This window comes from Brevibacillus invocatus (assembly GCF_003710915.1).
GTDB lineage: Bacteria > Bacillota > Bacilli > Brevibacillales > Brevibacillaceae > Brevibacillus > Brevibacillus invocatus.
This window is the reverse complement of sequence record NZ_RHHR01000009.1, coordinates 1-15438: the sequence shown is the minus strand read 5'-3', so window position 1 is coordinate 15438 and position 15438 is coordinate 1. Positions and strand designations below refer to the sequence as shown.

Genomic DNA, 15438 nt, shown 5'->3' with positions numbered 1-15438 from the left:
TGCGACTTGTCATGCAACTAAGTACGGAGGAACACACTCAACAAGATTACATACAGCTAGAGTGTTTCTCATATAAAAAATCCTATTTTTTTAATCTGGAGGGGTAGTACGTGAATAAAAAGCTGGTCCTTTCTGTGCTCTCGACTGCACTCGTAGCGAGCATGGCTTCTGCTGCAATGGCTAAACCAAGCGCTGGTATTTACATTGGTGGAGATGTAGATAAGTACTACAGTGCCATTCCTTTCCTCGATAACTTTGACGCAGCTCTAGATGAGATCTTGGATAACCTGGAAGATTCCGTATTCGTTGATCCAAACGGAAATGCTGCCAAATTGTCCGATGCACTTTCTGCTGATGACATCAACACTGTTCTGAAACCTGCTACTGAGGCTGACTTCGAAGCTAACGACTATAAAGTTGTAGGCGAAGAAGGAAAAGTATGGAATCCTGAGGATGAAACTGATTGGCCTCCAGTAGTTCCTGGTGAACTGAAAGTTGAAAGTGTAAGTGCTATTAACGGTAAACAAGTAGAAATCAAATTTGCAACAGCTGTTGACGAAGATACAGTTGTTGATGGTTCTGGTAAACTTCTGAATGTTAAGTTTATCGAAACAACTAACGCAGCAGGGGTAACTGAAGCAAACGTTGACGCAGAACTGAGCGAAGATGGAAAAACATTGACTGTTTACCCAGGTGGCAGCGAATACTTCAAAGGCACTTACACTGTTGAAGTATCTACTGGTGTAAAAGATGAAGCTGGTAATGCACTTGCTCAAAAATACACTTCAATTTTGAGTGTTAGTGATACAACTGCTCCAGCATTTGTATCTGCAACTGCAAGTGCTAAAACTACTACTAACAAAGTAACTTTGAAATTCAGTGAACCTGTGGTTGATACTTCTCCTGTTGTTAAAGTTAACGGAGTTGCTGGATCTGTTGCTTACGGTGATGATAAAACTGAGTTGGTAGTAACAACTACTGCTCCACTTACTGCAGGTCAAAGCTATTCTCTTCAAGTTCTGAATCTTAAAGATTTCGCTGGTAACCTGTTGGCTTCTTACGATGGAAACGTAACAATTACAGGTGATGCCACTGCTCCAACTGTTGGTAATGTAACTGTGGTTAGAGATAACCTTGTAGAAGTTACATTTGATAAAGCAATTAGCCTCAGCTCGTTGCAAGCAAGTGGTGCAGTAAAATTGTTGGATGGTAATTCTGCTGATATCTCTGCAAACATTGCAGGAATTATCACCAAACCTAACACAACTGGTGGAAAAACCTTCCAAATTCAGTTGACAAACTCCACAATTCCATTTGTAAACAACTCTTTCAGTGGTACTCTGGTATTTACTGATAAAGTTACAGACACAGCTGGAAATAAAATTGCTCCTACGAGCAAGCCTGTAACATTGACTCTTGATAAAACTGCACCAACAGTAACTGGTGTAAGCTTCAAGAAAGCTAATGCTACTGGAACTTATGGTGGTGTATCTTTAGCTAAGGGTGCTTTGGTTGTCAAATTCAGCGAAGAAGTTGCTAAAGACGCTGCAATGGATACTGCTTCTGCAAGCTGGACATTAATTGACAATAACGGTGCTGTTGTTACTTCTACGTATCTGACAGATACTGAACTCGCTGCAGCTAAAGTAAATACACTTGATAAAACAGAAGTTGTTATTCCACTCAAAGCTACAATCTTGGCTACAGACAAAATTACTTCTTTGACTGTAAGATTGCCACAAGGCCAAGTTGATGATCTCTCCTTGAGTGCAAATACAAATACTTCTGCAGTAGTATCTACTACAGTTGATCCAGATGCAGTTCCTTCTGATGATACAACACTTCCTACAGTAGCATTTGGTACTGAGGGTGGTACCGCTGCAACTGGTAATACATTCACAATTACGGCGAGTGATGATGTAGAAGTTGACAAAGCAACACTTCTGGATCTGAACAACTATCGTTTAGATGGTGCTCCACTCCCTGCTGGAACTTATATCACAATCACAGGAACTACCACATTAACTGCTAAAGTTAACCTTCCTGTTGAAGCAATTTCTAAAGACAAAGACTATGCACTGACTGTATCTGGAATTAAAGATAAAGCTGGTAATACTGCAGTTACTCTTACTGAAAATGCGGTAGGGCTGAAAGACTTTGTTGCTCCAGAATTGTCTGCTGCGACTCTGAACACAAATGGTTCATTGACACTGTCCTTCAGTGAAGCAGTTCTGTCTGGTGCTAATACTGAAGCAGACTTCGAATTGTTTGTAAACGATTCTGCTAAATTCAACACAGGAACTGACAAAGCATTTGCAATTGCTGATGGTACTGGTTCCGAAGCTGGTAAATATGTATTGACAGTTAAAAAATCCGTAATTGGTATCGCTTCTGATAACAATAAGGAAGTAACTGTTAACGGACAAACACACACTACTGCAGATGCATTAGATGTTGTTAAGTTTACTTTTGTAGATGTAAATGGTTCTAAAATTTATGATGCTGGTGATATTCTCATCAGTGCAGTAGATACTGGTGACACTACAGCAATTGCGTTTGCTGCAGATGGAAACTATGACCTGAACAGTGCTTCTTCTGTTGTACTCGCAACTAAAGCAACTCCAACACTTGTTAAGGATGCTTCTACAACAGGTAATGCTGTTAAAGGTGATAAAGAGATTACTGTTAAGTAATTTCCTTGCAAAGAGAGAGCCCGATAACTCGGGCTCTTTTTTCTTGGGGATCGGTGCCTGTCACCGCCCGAAGAATGTCGAAAGGGTCTACCTCGCGAAAGGGGTAGGCTTTTTCTTTTTGATGGAACTGACTGCAAAACGCTAAAAGAACTCCCTGCATAACTTTTCCCGAGGGACTGCCACTAAGTACTTTCTAATAACATCATATCAAGATAAATAACAGAATATTCTGCATAATATAAAGAATGCAGTCAGTAGCCGGTTTTTGGCAGCTGGCTTTTTTCAGTTCAAGGAGAGATCAGCAATCCGGTTTTATCAAGATTTCAATACTATATTATTAATAGGAATATGTCTGAAAGGAGGCTTTGGCTGGAGTGTCTGAAAAGCATTCCGGTGGTATAATAAATATAAAAATATATGACGTACGGAACAAGGGAGAGTGATGGCGTGACCAAACGAATGAATCCCATCGTCGATTTCGTGTTCAAGCGGATTTTTGGTACTGAGGAAAACAAAGACTTGTTGCTGTCTTTTCTCAACGCGACACTAAAGCCAGAGGAAGGAAAACAGCTACAGGAGATCACGCTGGTTGACCCGCACATCAACGCGGATCAGGTGGGTGACAAGGCATCCATCCTTGATGTCAGGGGGAAAACGAAGACAGGCGAACAGATCAACATCGAAGTACAACTGCACAACAAGTACGACATGGAGAAACGCTCCCTGTACTACTGGGCAAAGATGTACGAAGGTCAACTGGCAGAGGGTGAACCATACCGAAACCTCAAAAAGACTGTCACGATTAGCATTGTGGATTTCTCGTACCTACACTCGAAGAGCTACCACAGTGTTTTTCGTCTGAGGGAAGACACAGAGAGCTTCGTTTTGACGGACAATCTTGAAATCCATTTTCTTGAGTTGCCGAAACTTGGATTCGAACATCAGGAAACCAGCGATCTGCTGGTGAAATGGCTGTTGTTCCTGAAAGCCGAGAGCCAAACGAAACTGGAGGAATTGGCGATGAGTGAACCAACGATTCGTAAGGCGGTCAATGTGCTTGAGTTTCTGAATCAGGATAAGGAAGCCCGTAAATTATATGAGATGCGGGAAATGGCCTTGAAGGATGAGCTCAACATGATTGAAGGCGCAAAGGCAGAAGGCGAGCGTCAAAAGGCAAAGGAAGTTGCCAAAAATCTGCTAGCGATGGACATGACTGTTGAAATGGTTGCAAAAGCAACGGGATTGCCAACGGAAGAAATCGAAAAACTGAAACAGCAGCTTCACTAAACAGCAGCTCTCACAATCAGCCCTGTGTCCAATCAATGGATGCAGGGCATTTTACGTTCAAAAAAATCAAAGGAGTTGTTGTACATGCTTTTCCCGAACCTACCGACCAAAACACTAGGAGGGAGCTTCTTCTGGGACACCCTGGACAGGAAAAACGGCTGGAAGCTACAGAAAAACCTCATCACCGAGCATTACCGCATTCTTGATCCAGAGAATGTCCGTCAGGCATGGAGTCCAGATGAGTCATCCATCTGGCGTACCTTTCGCAAGTTTACTTTAGTAAGCCAAGACTAACACGCCCTGCGCCAATCAAAAGGCAGCAGGGCATTTTTGCGTTTCAGGAGGGAGAATGAATGCAACTGATCGAGGAGTTTGAGCAGTCCCTCGTAGAAAACGGGATCGCGCCGAAAACCATCGAGTCGTACGTGGGCGACGTAAAAGCGTTTTGTGCGTTCCTGACAGGGATGGGAGTGGAGCAGCCCGCTGACTTGAAACGCTTCTACGTCTCCAGCTACAAAAATCACCTCATGGAAAACAAGTACGCAGTGGCCACCATCAACAAGAAAATCAATTCGCTACAGGCGTTCAACCTGTTCCTGATCGACCGTAAGCTGACCACTGAGCAAGTCGTCACGCTGCAGAAAGACAGGATCAAGGTGGCCGCTGGCAGTGAGGGAGAGGTGGAGGTGTTTTCGGAGCAAGAGGTCAACCAGCTGCTCTTTTTCGTCCAGGACAGGAGCAAAGTCAGTGTGCGCAACCACCTCATTGTCTGGCTGCTGTTGTACACAGGCGTTCGTGTAAGCGAGCTGTGTGGGATTCAGCTTCATGACTTGGACTACCTCACGAATACGCTCAGGGTAACGGGTAAGGGTGGCAAGTACAGGGAGATTCCGCTTCGCCCTGATCTTGTGGAACTCATCAAAGAGTACATCCGGTCAGAACGGCAGGCAAATAAGCACAGAGACAGTCCCTACCTCCTGCTCAGTCAACGAGCCGAGAAGATGCATAAGGACGCAGTCAACACGCTGCTAGAGGGCTTGGAGAAGCAGCTTGGTTTCAAGCTCTATCCCCACAAATTTCGCCATACCTTCTGCTCCCGACTGCTCAAGAAAGGGGTACCGCTCACCACCGTCTCTAAGCTGGCAGGCCATGCTCACATCCAGACGACGGCGCACTACTACATCAACACTAGCAGACAGGACAAGGAGCAGGCTGTAGCCTTGCTGTAAATGAATCAGGGGGAAATTCCATGAAAAGCGTACAGGAAAAATACGAAGAGCTTGTTGGCAAGGAGGATACGTTGATACGGGGTGCAAGGACATGCGAGAAAGCGATGTATCTCTTAAAGGATGAGATGCTGTACAAACAACGGGGAGAAGCATGCCAGGATACACTCAAGGAAGTGTGCGAATGGATTCAACAGCGGGAAGAAAAGCTGCGCAGGGAGATTTTTGCGGTACGCTGGGAAATGACCGTTCTCGCCTGCCAATTTCCCTCGGCAAACAAACAAGCGGAAGAAAGTCCACTGTGACTTACTTCCGCTTTTCTTCTTCCCATGAAAAAACAGTTTTCATCAACGCTAAAACAAGGGTTTGGTAGGCCACAGGACGTTCAGAGAGCATGACGACAATTTGCCCAAGAGGGGTTTGAACATCGAGCGGATCAACGGAATGCAGGAGCTGCTCCAAAGAAGTCCCCAAGCTACGGGCAATTTTTAGCAAGGTTTCGAGGGTAAGGTTCTTCTCCCCCCGCTCAATTTGACCAATGTAGTTGGTGTGCAGTCCAGAGCGCTCACCGAGTTGTTCCTGGCTGAGTCCCTGTTCCAGACGGAGACTGCGGATACGTTCACCTAACATTTTCGCAAGCTGTTTCGTGCTCTCTTCCATATGGAACCACCTCTAGTCAAGCGTACTAGAGGGTAAAAACCATTTACACACACTATAAATAGTAATTGACTAACAATTAACATCTATAAGATAATATAGGAAGATTCTACTAGATTCGATGAAATCATCTATGTTCCGACAACTAATTGAGAAAACGCTTAGATAGGCCAAAAGTCATCAAGGGAGGATGTACAAGGAATGGGAGCAGGTAAAAAGATCCTCAACGGCATGAACAAATTCTACAGTTTCATGACGAGTCTGGGGATCATCGTCCTAGCGGTGTGGTTCATCGCTTCATGGATGGGAGTAGATGTACAGGGGAAAATTGAAGAAGCTGTTGAACCAGGCAAAAAGTATGTGGAGGCCATTAAAGCTAGTTCGCTCCAGCAATACTCCACTGAACCACTGGGTGAGGTGCTAGAGTACTTGCACTCGGAGCCAAAGTGGACGTTCAGCGAATCCAATGGTAAGAAATTCGTAGAGTTTACTGGTTTGTACTACTCGGAGATGGAAAACTACGAGTTGCAACTCAAGTTCGAGCTTTTGGATAATGGCACCTTTGAGGTTTCCTACGTGGCAGTAGACGGATTCCTTCTTGGAAACATGGAGGCTGTCGTGTTTTTGAGGAAAACCTTCAATGATTACGAGACCATTCGGCAAGCGACTAACCAAATTAATAATAGTTAATCATTACCGGTAACAAATGAACGCAAATACAAAGAGAAGGGGAAAAAGAAAATGATTGTAAAATGGGCGATAGGTGGAGCTGTTATTGGTGCTATCTGCTGGATGTTCAGCGACATTGATTTCATGGTGGCAGTGACTGTCGGTGGAATTGCCGGAGTCGCCATTCGAAAATGGCTGTTCCGTACTTTCTGGCAATAATCAATCAACTGATTTTCCAAATAACGGGGATTTCCTTCTGCTACGGCAGACGGGGAGTCCCTTTTTCATTTCTGGAGGGATTAATGATGCGGACAATCAAAACCATTCAGGATGTACGACTGCTGCGACAGGCGCGGGTGTTTTCATATGCGTTTACTTCCTACTTGAAGGAAGAGTTTCACGGACTAAAAGAAGCTTTTGACTTCGACGGTTTGGACGAAGATTTCACGTTGGACATGTACGGCTTCATGGTTGTCTTGGAGAAAGGCGACAATCTGCGGGATTTGTCCGTGGTGGGACTGGAGCGCAATCGTGAAGGTTTACTAGGAAGCCTGCCGGAGTTTGTAGAGAAGGTAGAACGGAACGGCGAGTGCTGGTACAAGGTAGTGGTCATTTACACCAATGAGTACGCGATGGCCTTATACCTTCCTCTTGAAGCTGTAACGGACGATGAAATGAAAACCTGGCTGGAAGAACAGGCTGAAAGAGATGCTATTTTTCAAGGGACGGGGGAAGGAAGATGAACAAAGAAGAGTTGATCCGGGAGTTCAAGCGGGAGTTAAAAGGAGGATACCCGCTGTATCTTGAAGATAGACGCATCTTGTATGTCATGAACGGACTGCTGTTCATTCGGAAAATCGAGTGTGAAGGCGGAGAAATTCAAGTCAACATCGACAGAGTGCGGGTGATACTGGACGAACTGGCGAATAAACGCATTCGCGAAATGAAAGAAGCGATTGAAATACAGCGATTTCTTGAGGAGTAGTTGAAAAGACAATGAACTAGGAGCTCGCCGTTTTGGGGAGTCCCTATTTTCAGAAATGGGAGGAGAACATATGAACGATACGGTGGTAACTGAAACAGGACATACACCAGCTAAGCGAGTCAGCATTGTCTCGGTAAAAATGGTACGGGAGTCTAGTCTCCTGTACCCGCAAAGACGAATCAGAATGGCTAGCGATGCTGCAGGACTATTTCGGCAGTTTCTGGATGCAACGGATCGGGAACAGTTCTTGTTGCTCTGCCTGAATACCAAAAATGAGCCAACAGCTATTCACACGGTTTCAGTTGGTTCACTGGATGCTTCCATCGTACATCCCCGTGAGACATTTAAGATCGCGATTCTCTCCAATTCGGCATCCATCATTGTAGCGCATTCCCATCCGAGCGGCGACCCTACTCCCAGCAGAGAAGACATTGAAGTAACAAAAAGACTTCAAGAAGCAGGTGAACTGCTGGGCATCACTGTTTTGGATCACATTGTGGTGGGAGTAGAGGGTGCCTACGTAAGCCTAAAGGAAAAGGGGTACATGTAAAGATGGAAGCGCGGAAAATGTTTTCAACGGACAGATACGTGACACGTGGGGTCAATGAAGTCGTGCCGATTGAATTACAGCGGATGCTGTGGAGCATCCTTGAGAAACGGCAGGTACGGGGAGATCAGTTGGATCACCTCCAAATCTTTGAACTTTCGGCTGAATGGGTAGACGGGGAGCCGTTGCAGAAGGTACTGAACCGACAGGAACAGCCTTTCCATGAGGAAGTGATTTACGTGGATCATACCGAGAATCTAGCGATCGGAGTTACGGTTTGGATCATCGATTCGGGGGAGTACAGTACAGCTCTACTAGCGGAGGAATACTGAGGCGGTAAACGCGAAACACCACATTTGGAAAGGAGGAATCAGGCATGCATCCAGTTCTTCAAGCTGTAATTTGGGACATAGCGGAACGAGTCCTTGATGGAATGAGTAGGGACGAAGCCATTGCTCAGGTAGCGAACGAGCACGGGCTTCTTGCGGAAGATCTACACACATTGTTGCAGTAAACGGATGAGTCCCGGCTGGTACAGTTGCCGGGATACATGGGCAGACAGTGTTTGCCCTCTTTTTTTTGCTTTCACATACATAGAAACATTTTCATAAAGTCGACGTCGACGTCGGTGTCGACTACAAAAAAAGTCATGGAGGGAATACCATGTTTGAACGACGGAAACGGAATTGGAACCTTACAGGGACACAAAATAGTAACCAACAAGAAGGAGCTACACATGGAATCAACTGGGGGAATGAACACCACGTAAACAATGACTGGGTTCCAGACAAAAGTGAAGGCACGGAAATGGAAGATGGCTGGGAAGAAGGCGATGCGGGTCTTTTTGTACCAGCAGAAGAGAGTCGCAGCAGACGAAATCCAAAGGGCCAGTCTAGGCAGGGCTTTTCAGAACGTGAAACGTCAAAAATCACTGGAATTGCTCATGCCTCCCCTTCCTACCCTGGGTTGCAAAAACGGCCCGATTTTCATGAGCAGCATAAAAAGCTAACGGTCTACGTGGATCGAGAGTTGATCGAGACGATGGAAAAGCTGAAAAAGGAACGGTACATCCCCAGCTACAGTTGGCTGGTAGCGGAAGCTATCCACCACTATCTCAATAGAATCGGAAACAAAGTTGAATAGATGTAGCCGTTCCTTCCCAGTTGTTAGGATGGAATAGTTAATTTTCGTTATCGAAAAAAAGTACTTGAATTCTGTGTAAGTGACGTGATATAGTTTGTTTACAAATAAATACCTCGACAAAAGGCAGCCCCTGCGGGAATACATGTATTCCGGGAAGCAAGCTAACAGTCAGTTAATACGGACAGTAACCAAGTACGCAGTCCGTAACGAGACGCCCATTAACACGAGGAATTTTTTCAGAGCCGTTGTGCTCACAGGCTTATTTAAGTCTGTACGAAAGGATTCTTGTTGTTAACGAGCGTCCTTTTTGCGTCTCCAAAAAGGAGCTCGACAATCGAGGTTTTGATAGTCAGACACTGACTAAAAATGATTCAGCTGTTCACTAATACGGAAAGGAGGAGCATTTCAGGGGCACTTATGTTTCTCCCCCTTCTTTGTTCAATCTTGGTTTCTTGACAAAAGCATGCAGTAGATTCACTTGTTCAATCCAGGGATATGGAGGTCAATAATATGGTTCACAATAAAGTGATTTTGACGGTTTCGGATATTGAGTTGATTCATGAGATGTGCAATGGGAAAATTCCTCTCTACCAAATAGCTGCTAATTTTCAAACGTATAACGGGACTTTACTAACTGACTTTGCAAAGGAAGAAATAAAAGAGGTGTATCAAGCGTTTATAAATCGGCTAAGTGCGCTCGAACTACCTCCAAATGAGGCGTTTATCTCTGATGATGGCATTACAGCACACTGGTATCCGCCATTTCCTTTTTTCTTCGAAAACCCAATTGATTTCTACAATTTACTTGAAAACTTCCAAAGTTACCTGAATACGTTTGGTTTCACGAAAGGGACTATTATGGACCTTACATGGGATGATCAGGCGAACAAACTGACCAACGAGGAAGCTCTCTACCAAAGATTGTTTGGGGTAAGTATTCAAGCTGAAAAACTAGAATATAGCCATATTACAGATCAATTAAGCAACCATCGATCGAAATTGTGGCGTTCCATTTTGGTATATGACTTTAGATCAGATAAAGGCATTACAGGTGATCCTTTTCCCAAAGGGTTCTACTAAGCACTTAGTGTAAAGGAACTCAATTGCATGTCACCGATTTTTTCAAATCCAATCACTGCACCAGAAAAATGGAGGTAATGTTCATGAAGAATCAAGTAAACAACCGCATTCAAGCAAAAGCATTCGGAGTTCAACATCCAGTGGTAGTACCAAAGGTGGGGCAGGAAGCAATGAGGGATCAGGATTTGGCTATGGGATCTTTAATGAAATTCGTTGACCAGTACCTCGTGGAAGAGAAGATGAAGGCCAACTACCTCGTTGAAATGTTCGATGATTTTCATGATGAGGATTTGAACGAGGCATTTAACGAGGCAGTCCAGTACTTCCATAGAAATTACCGCCCGTTCATTGAAGTCCATTTCATGGATTACAAGGGACAGCCTGTTGATCAACTGACCTCCGAACAACGTTTAGTAATGATTGCCGAGCTCCAACAGGCACTGAAGGAGCTCCCCTTGGTTCCGCTTACCCTTATGTATGATCCCGAATCCCTGACAGCCGTTTGGGAGATACCGGAAGCAAGAAGGTTCCTCTCTGAGCAAGAGTTTTACAAAATGCGTGATAACTTCCTCAAGATGCTCATCAGCATTGATTTTAGTACGCCAGTCCCGACAGAGGACTTCTATGATGGCGAACTGAGGTACCATAGTATCCCGATGATCAAGCTATACCATGATTACCAGAACAAGATAAAACCCTTGCAAGATTTTGATCAGATTTGTGGAATCGAAGTTTGCGTCAGATAAGTGATGCTTCTGGTGGATCCAGGCACGAATAGTAGCCAGAAAATGGAACGAATCAGATTTCAAGTAGAAATTATATATATGTGACCGTTCGGAATGGTATCGTTCCTGATGCCGTAGGGGTGACATGTATACCAGTAAACCAGGGGAGGGTACTCCCCTCCTCCCCCTGGAAAGGAGTCAAACATGACAAGCCAACCGAAAAAGTCATCCCACCGCATCCACATTACGGAAGAAGCACTCAAAAATAGCCAGACCTTTTCCTTTGGGGATTTCACCGTAACTAACAAGGCGCTGTTCCTGAAAAAAACAGACCAGAAAACGGGCGAAGAAACCATTACGAAAGTCTGCGAGCCGTTGTTTATCAAACAGACGGTACAGAACCTGGACACCAAGGATGTGCATCTTGATCTTTGCTACAAGTTCAAGGGAACATACCAAGAGCTTCGGATCGGGATGGGTCAGCTCGTTCCCAGTGAGCTCATCAAGCTCATGGGCAAGGGCGTCGACATTCCACATGAGTTTGTCAAAGTGATTGCCACCTACTTACGTGAGCAACAAAAGCGTGCCCCACACAAAGCTGTTTTCCATCAAGTCGGCTGGCATCGTGACAACCAAAAGCAGCTCGTTTTTCGCCATCACCGCATCATTTCCGCCAACGACTCAGTCAAGGCCATCAATGACAATGAAAATGGCAACTACAACTTAAAGCCCAAGGGCGACCTCGGCACATGGTTGAAGATGGTTCGGGAACATGTGATCGGATACGCACCACTGGAATTTTTGTTGTCTGCTGGTTTTGCTTCACCAATCGTTGGCTACCTTTCGTACCTGTACGATGACGTGGATAGTCTGATCATTCACTTAGGTGGAAAAAGTACAAAAGGCAAAACAACGGGAACTTTTCTTGAAGTTTCGATCTTTGGTAAGCCTTCCTTCAAAATGAAGGGGCTTGTGAAATCGTGGAATGCAACGAGCAATTCAATGATCAACATGCTGGGGGGTAACTTCGGAATCCCCGTCGTCCTCGATGAGTTGTCCATGAGTAATGAAGCATCCTTGACCAGTATGTTGTATGTGTTGGCATCGGGCCAGGAAAAGGGTCGCCTCACAGATACCATCCAACAACGCAAACAAGGGCAGTGGGCGTTGGTCGTCCTTTCCACAGGGGAGCTGTCCATTTTTGAACGAACCAATCATAATGTCGGCTTGACTGTCAGAGCCTTCGATTTCAAAGGCATTGAGTGGACCAAGTCAGCCCCCCATGCAGATGCGATTCGGGAGGTTGTCCAGCACAACTACGGTCATGCTGGTGAAACATTTGTACGATACCTGTTCGACCAAGGGCTTGGCATCATAGACGAGACATGGCAGGAGTGGCAGGAACGCTGTGCAGAAGTTTTGCCGGATACGCCATTTCGTACACGGATCGCAAAGAAGTACGCCATTCTCCTGACAGCAGCCGATTTGGCCAACCGAGCGTTGGATCTCAATCTGCGTCTTGACGCCATTCTTGATTTCCTTGTCCAACAGGAGGAAGCCATCAGTGGGGAGCGCGACATTGGTTTGAAAGCATGGAAGCTGATGGTTCAGCTCATCATCCAGCATCAGAGCAATTTTCGCATCGAAGGGGTCTACTCCAATCCAATCAATTGTTGGGGCAAAATGTTCCCGCAGGGGGCCAACACCGAGGTGGCTTTCCTCAAGCATGTCCTGGAGCAGCAGTTGAAGCAACTAGGATTTGAGGATACAAAGGGCTTGATTCGAGAATGGAAAGAGAGGAAATGGCTCGTCACCGAAAGTGATCGATCTACGATGCGTACACGGATTTTTGATGAGTCAGAACAACAGGAGCGAAAAAAAGCGCTTGGTGAAACACCTCCCAAAAAGCAGGAAGACACGACGTACAACCTAAAAATCCCGAACGAACAGCTAGAGGGTCTCGTCAGAAGGGGCAGGCTGCCTGATGACCCTACGCTTGATGAAGAGGACATGTGAACGGGGATGGCGACAGAGCCTTCCTCTCTCCATCACTTTCAACTCAAAACAAGGAGGATACGCACATGAAAACGATGATTCCCATAGATAGCATGTTGTTCACACAGACCATTCCGCTCTTTTTGGATTGGCTCAAGGCAAGGGGAATGCGAGAAGAAACCTTGCGGGGGTACAAGATGGACGTGAGCCAATTCCAGAGATGGTTGTCGGATCGTTCGAATGGCCCTGTGTTTGTTGACGAAGTAATGTTTCCCCAAGTGGATGCGTTTGTCGAATACTTGACCAACGAACGAGACTGTAAGCCGAGAACGGTCAACCGTAAGATCAACGCCTTGTCTACCTTCTTTACTTGCTTGAAGAAAAAGAAGCTGGTAAAGGAAAATCCGGTCGATGACGTGGAAAGGGTAAAAGTACCGGAATTTGAACGTACCTACCTCAACAAAGACGAGATCGAAGCCATTATTCAGGCCATCAAGCACCCAGTCATTCACCACTTTGCCATGATGATGGCTCACACAGGCATTCGGGTCAATGAATGCATCAACCTCACGCTGCGCGACGTGAACCTGGAGGAAGGGTTTGTCCAAGTGATTGATGGTAAGGGCGGGAAAAACCGTCGTGTGCCGATGAATCAGAAGCTGATTCAGCACATGAAGGAGTACCTAGCCAAATACCGCCCTGCTACCGATTCTCTCTTCTTCTTTGCCCTCAAGAAAACGGGAACAGTGAGTGAGCAGTACGTCAATCGGCTGTTGAAGGAAGCTTACCAAGAAGCGGGCATCCCCAAACACGTCACTAGTCACATCTTGCGCCACTCGTTTGCCAGCTACTTGGTCACAAAGGATACCCATGTGGCGGTCATTCAACGCCTGTTAGGACATGAAAACATACGGACTACCTCAAGGTACCTGCATGTGCAGCAGACCGATCTGGCAGAAGCCGTGAACCGCATTGATTTCTAAGGAGGAATAACCATGACCATGTTTGATCCCAGCGTATACGACGATTCAAAAATCAAAACCACGCTTGCTTTGCTGGCAGAAGGCAAAAGTAAGCAAGAAATCACCGAGCATTTTGGACACAAAGGGTGGTTTTCAATCGACCAGTACTTCCGCAGAAGGGGGATGCGTTGGAACGGTAACACGTTTGTTCCCGAAGAAGATGAAACTACGTCAGCAGCGGAAGAGTCTCGTTTTTTGAACAGCAAAGCTGGACAAATCATTCGTCAACTGAGCCAAAGCAATGCCAACATCCGTCAGGTAGCCATCAAGCAAGGGTTTGCCACCGTCGACGAAATGGGCGACTACATGAAGGGGCAAGGGTACGTTTGGAGTAGTGAGCAAGAAAACTACGAGTACAGTGAAAGCCTCTCCACCAAGAAAAAAAACGAGCAAACGGCGGCAGTACAGCTACCTTCCAAGTCAGCAGACGGCTTGGAAGACTACCAGCAGCTGTTGGCCTACCTCTTGTCCAAGCAGAACAAACTGTTTGACCTTTTGGAAACGGAGAACGATGGAACCCTGCCTCGGTACAAGTTTCGAGGAGCCAAGGCCAACAAAACGCTTGGTTTCCCGACCTCGCTGATGACTCTCCTGAGCGATTTCAGCAAGGAGTTCAATGTCACCCAACGTGTAATCATTGAGGTAGCTCTAGCCGAATTTTTCAAGAAGTATGGGTACGAAGATCAACTGAGCAGTGTGTTGCAAGCGTAGCGGGGAGCGGGAAAACCTCCCCCGCTTTTTTTGTTGTCAGATCAAGGGTTCCCCGCATTTCCCGTTTTTCCGAACAGAAAAAGGCTGTCCTAAATAAAGAAACCAGATGTCTCCCACAGTATGGAGATAGTCAGTTAACCGTTTTGGGTGGAAGATCGTTCGAGCGACAGATTATTTTCAAGTGACTTTCGTGCTCTTACGACAGTTCCCTCGACCCTTTTCTTTCGGTTCCTTATTTTTTTCCTGCCTTATTATATGTCTTGTTTCTTCTCTTCTTTTTCGAGTCTTTTTTGATGGTGAAATTCCATGTTTAAAATTACTTTTTTTATCGGGTATTACGGGATTGCGGGGTTTTGTTGTCTGGCAAGAAAAGACGTGGTTTTGATTTGCGGGTTTCTCACGGTTTTTCCGGGAGTTTTTCGTTTTTTCCTCGTTCGGCTTTCACTCAGCTTTTCCTCTGCTCCCCAACAACTCACTAGACTTTCACTCGGCTTTTACTATGCTGTGAGAAGAGACGATTGCCAAACTCCTTGAGTCCGTTAGGGTTTTGGACTATCCAGAAAAATGGGAATTTCTCGTGGGTTTTGTGCTATTAACGGTACACAAGTTGAGGTTGTATTTAACCAAGAGGTTGATAAAGCTTCTGCTGAAGATTTGACAACTACACCTAGTGATACCGGATTAACCCCCTAGGTTTG

19 protein-coding genes are annotated in these 15438 nt (G+C 45.5%); 18 read left to right on the top strand and 1 reads right to left on the bottom strand.

Translation table 11 applies throughout. The features are described 5' to 3' along the window. The first annotated feature begins 110 nt into the window (after window positions 1-110). The 5 genes from EDM52_RS04745 (at window position 111) to EDM52_RS04725 (ending at window position 5511) form a co-directional block, all read left to right on the top strand. Window positions 111-2693: an Ig-like domain-containing protein gene (locus tag EDM52_RS04745; RefSeq protein WP_122907892.1), complete on the top strand. Its 2583-nt coding sequence runs from the start codon at window positions 111-113 to the stop codon at window positions 2691-2693. 447 nt (window positions 2694-3140) lie between these two features. Next, window positions 3141-3980: an Rpn family recombination-promoting nuclease/putative transposase gene (locus tag EDM52_RS04740; protein ID WP_245996517.1), complete on the top strand. Its 840-nt coding sequence runs from the start codon at window positions 3141-3143 to the stop codon at window positions 3978-3980. A 24-nt stretch (window positions 3981-4004) separates the two neighbouring features. Beyond that, entirely contained in the window at window positions 4005-4274 is a 270-nt protein-coding gene (locus EDM52_RS04735; protein ID WP_245996515.1) for a hypothetical protein, read from the top strand. Between the two features lie 59 nt (window positions 4275-4333). Continuing rightward, a complete protein-coding gene (locus tag EDM52_RS04730) occupies window positions 4334-5209 on the top strand; it encodes a tyrosine-type recombinase/integrase (protein WP_122907890.1) in 876 nt (291 codons plus the stop codon). Window positions 5210-5229: 20 nt separating this feature from the next. After that, on the top strand, window positions 5230-5511 hold the full coding sequence (locus tag EDM52_RS04725) for a hypothetical protein (protein ID WP_122907889.1): 282 nt from the start codon (window positions 5230-5232) through the stop codon (window positions 5509-5511). Between the two features lies 1 nt (window position 5512). On the opposite strand, the gene EDM52_RS04720 is transcribed toward EDM52_RS04725, so the two are convergent. Further along, entirely contained in the window at window positions 5513-5866 is a 354-nt protein-coding gene (locus EDM52_RS04720) for a helix-turn-helix domain-containing protein (protein ID WP_122907888.1), read from the bottom strand. 198 nt (window positions 5867-6064) lie between these two features. Here EDM52_RS04720 and EDM52_RS04715 point away from each other — a divergent pair, with 198 nt between their 5' ends. From EDM52_RS04715 to EDM52_RS04665, 13 genes are all read left to right on the top strand, one after another. Further along, complete coding sequence (locus EDM52_RS04715) at window positions 6065-6553, top strand: hypothetical protein (protein WP_122907887.1); 489 nt, start codon at window positions 6065-6067, stop codon at window positions 6551-6553. A 51-nt stretch (window positions 6554-6604) separates the two neighbouring features. Further along, window positions 6605-6751, top strand: coding sequence for a hypothetical protein (locus EDM52_RS24500; protein WP_164684902.1), 147 nt, complete (start codon window positions 6605-6607; stop codon window positions 6749-6751). Between the two features lie 86 nt (window positions 6752-6837). After that, window positions 6838-7275, top strand: coding sequence for a hypothetical protein (locus tag EDM52_RS04710; protein ID WP_103108905.1), 438 nt, complete (start codon window positions 6838-6840; stop codon window positions 7273-7275). Continuing rightward, window positions 7272-7517 (top strand): hypothetical protein, encoded by a 246-nt coding sequence (locus EDM52_RS04705; protein ID WP_023555270.1) that lies wholly within the window; start codon window positions 7272-7274, stop codon window positions 7515-7517. Before EDM52_RS04710 ends, EDM52_RS04705 begins: the two co-directional genes overlap by 4 nt. A gap of 70 nt (window positions 7518-7587) precedes the next feature. Further along, a complete protein-coding gene (locus EDM52_RS04700; protein ID WP_023555271.1) occupies window positions 7588-8067 on the top strand; it encodes a JAB domain-containing protein in 480 nt (159 codons plus the stop codon). Window positions 8068-8069: 2 nt separating this feature from the next. Beyond that, window positions 8070-8396: a DUF960 family protein gene (locus EDM52_RS04695; RefSeq protein ID WP_103108904.1), complete on the top strand. Its 327-nt coding sequence runs from the start codon at window positions 8070-8072 to the stop codon at window positions 8394-8396. Window positions 8397-8440: 44 nt separating this feature from the next. After that, complete coding sequence (locus tag EDM52_RS24495; protein WP_023555273.1) at window positions 8441-8578, top strand: hypothetical protein; 138 nt, start codon at window positions 8441-8443, stop codon at window positions 8576-8578. A 149-nt stretch (window positions 8579-8727) separates the two neighbouring features. Continuing rightward, window positions 8728-9207 carry a ribbon-helix-helix domain-containing protein gene (locus EDM52_RS04690; RefSeq protein ID WP_122907886.1) on the top strand — a complete coding sequence of 160 codons (480 nt, stop codon included), beginning with the start codon at window positions 8728-8730 and terminating at the stop codon, window positions 9205-9207. A 510-nt stretch (window positions 9208-9717) separates the two neighbouring features. After that, entirely contained in the window at window positions 9718-10287 is a 570-nt protein-coding gene (locus tag EDM52_RS04685) for a hypothetical protein (RefSeq protein ID WP_023555275.1), read from the top strand. Window positions 10288-10370: 83 nt separating this feature from the next. Then, the gene (locus EDM52_RS04680; RefSeq protein ID WP_122907885.1) at window positions 10371-11033 is read left to right on the top strand and encodes a hypothetical protein; all 663 of its coding nucleotides are present in this window, start codon (window positions 10371-10373) and stop codon (window positions 11031-11033) included. A 183-nt stretch (window positions 11034-11216) separates the two neighbouring features. Beyond that, complete coding sequence (locus tag EDM52_RS04675) at window positions 11217-13028, top strand: DUF927 domain-containing protein (protein ID WP_122907884.1); 1812 nt, start codon at window positions 11217-11219, stop codon at window positions 13026-13028. A gap of 65 nt (window positions 13029-13093) precedes the next feature. Beyond that, window positions 13094-13990, top strand: a complete 897-nt coding sequence (locus EDM52_RS04670) for a tyrosine-type recombinase/integrase (protein WP_122907883.1) — start codon at window positions 13094-13096, stop codon at window positions 13988-13990. A 12-nt stretch (window positions 13991-14002) separates the two neighbouring features. Next, window positions 14003-14740, top strand: coding sequence for a hypothetical protein (locus EDM52_RS04665; RefSeq protein WP_122907882.1), 738 nt, complete (start codon window positions 14003-14005; stop codon window positions 14738-14740). Window positions 14741-15438 lie beyond the last annotated feature (698 nt).

Excerpts from the sequence above, each read along its gene's own strand:
- EDM52_RS04730 (WP_122907890.1), top strand. The coding sequence starts at position 4,334 with ATGCAACTGATCGAGGAGTTTGAGCAGTCCCTCGTAGAAAACGGGATC.
- EDM52_RS04725 (WP_122907889.1), top strand. The coding sequence starts at position 5,230 with ATGAAAAGCGTACAGGAAAAATACGAAGAGCTTGTTGGCAAGGAGGAT.
- EDM52_RS04720 (WP_122907888.1), bottom strand. The coding sequence starts at position 5,866 with ATGGAAGAGAGCACGAAACAGCTTGCGAAAATGTTAGGTGAACGTATC.
- EDM52_RS04715 (WP_122907887.1), top strand. The coding sequence starts at position 6,065 with ATGGGAGCAGGTAAAAAGATCCTCAACGGCATGAACAAATTCTACAGT.
- EDM52_RS24500 (WP_164684902.1), top strand. The coding sequence starts at position 6,605 with ATGATTGTAAAATGGGCGATAGGTGGAGCTGTTATTGGTGCTATCTGC.
- EDM52_RS04710 (WP_103108905.1), top strand. The coding sequence starts at position 6,838 with ATGCGGACAATCAAAACCATTCAGGATGTACGACTGCTGCGACAGGCG.
- EDM52_RS04705 (WP_023555270.1), top strand. The coding sequence starts at position 7,272 with ATGAACAAAGAAGAGTTGATCCGGGAGTTCAAGCGGGAGTTAAAAGGA.
- EDM52_RS04700 (WP_023555271.1), top strand. The coding sequence starts at position 7,588 with ATGAACGATACGGTGGTAACTGAAACAGGACATACACCAGCTAAGCGA.
- EDM52_RS04695 (WP_103108904.1), top strand. The coding sequence starts at position 8,070 with ATGGAAGCGCGGAAAATGTTTTCAACGGACAGATACGTGACACGTGGG.
- EDM52_RS24495 (WP_023555273.1), top strand. The coding sequence starts at position 8,441 with ATGCATCCAGTTCTTCAAGCTGTAATTTGGGACATAGCGGAACGAGTC.
- EDM52_RS04690 (WP_122907886.1), top strand. The coding sequence starts at position 8,728 with ATGTTTGAACGACGGAAACGGAATTGGAACCTTACAGGGACACAAAAT.
- EDM52_RS04685 (WP_023555275.1), top strand. The coding sequence starts at position 9,718 with ATGGTTCACAATAAAGTGATTTTGACGGTTTCGGATATTGAGTTGATT.
- EDM52_RS04680 (WP_122907885.1), top strand. The coding sequence starts at position 10,371 with ATGAAGAATCAAGTAAACAACCGCATTCAAGCAAAAGCATTCGGAGTT.
- EDM52_RS04675 (WP_122907884.1), top strand. The coding sequence starts at position 11,217 with ATGACAAGCCAACCGAAAAAGTCATCCCACCGCATCCACATTACGGAA.
- EDM52_RS04670 (WP_122907883.1), top strand. The coding sequence starts at position 13,094 with ATGAAAACGATGATTCCCATAGATAGCATGTTGTTCACACAGACCATT.
- EDM52_RS04665 (WP_122907882.1), top strand. The coding sequence starts at position 14,003 with ATGACCATGTTTGATCCCAGCGTATACGACGATTCAAAAATCAAAACC.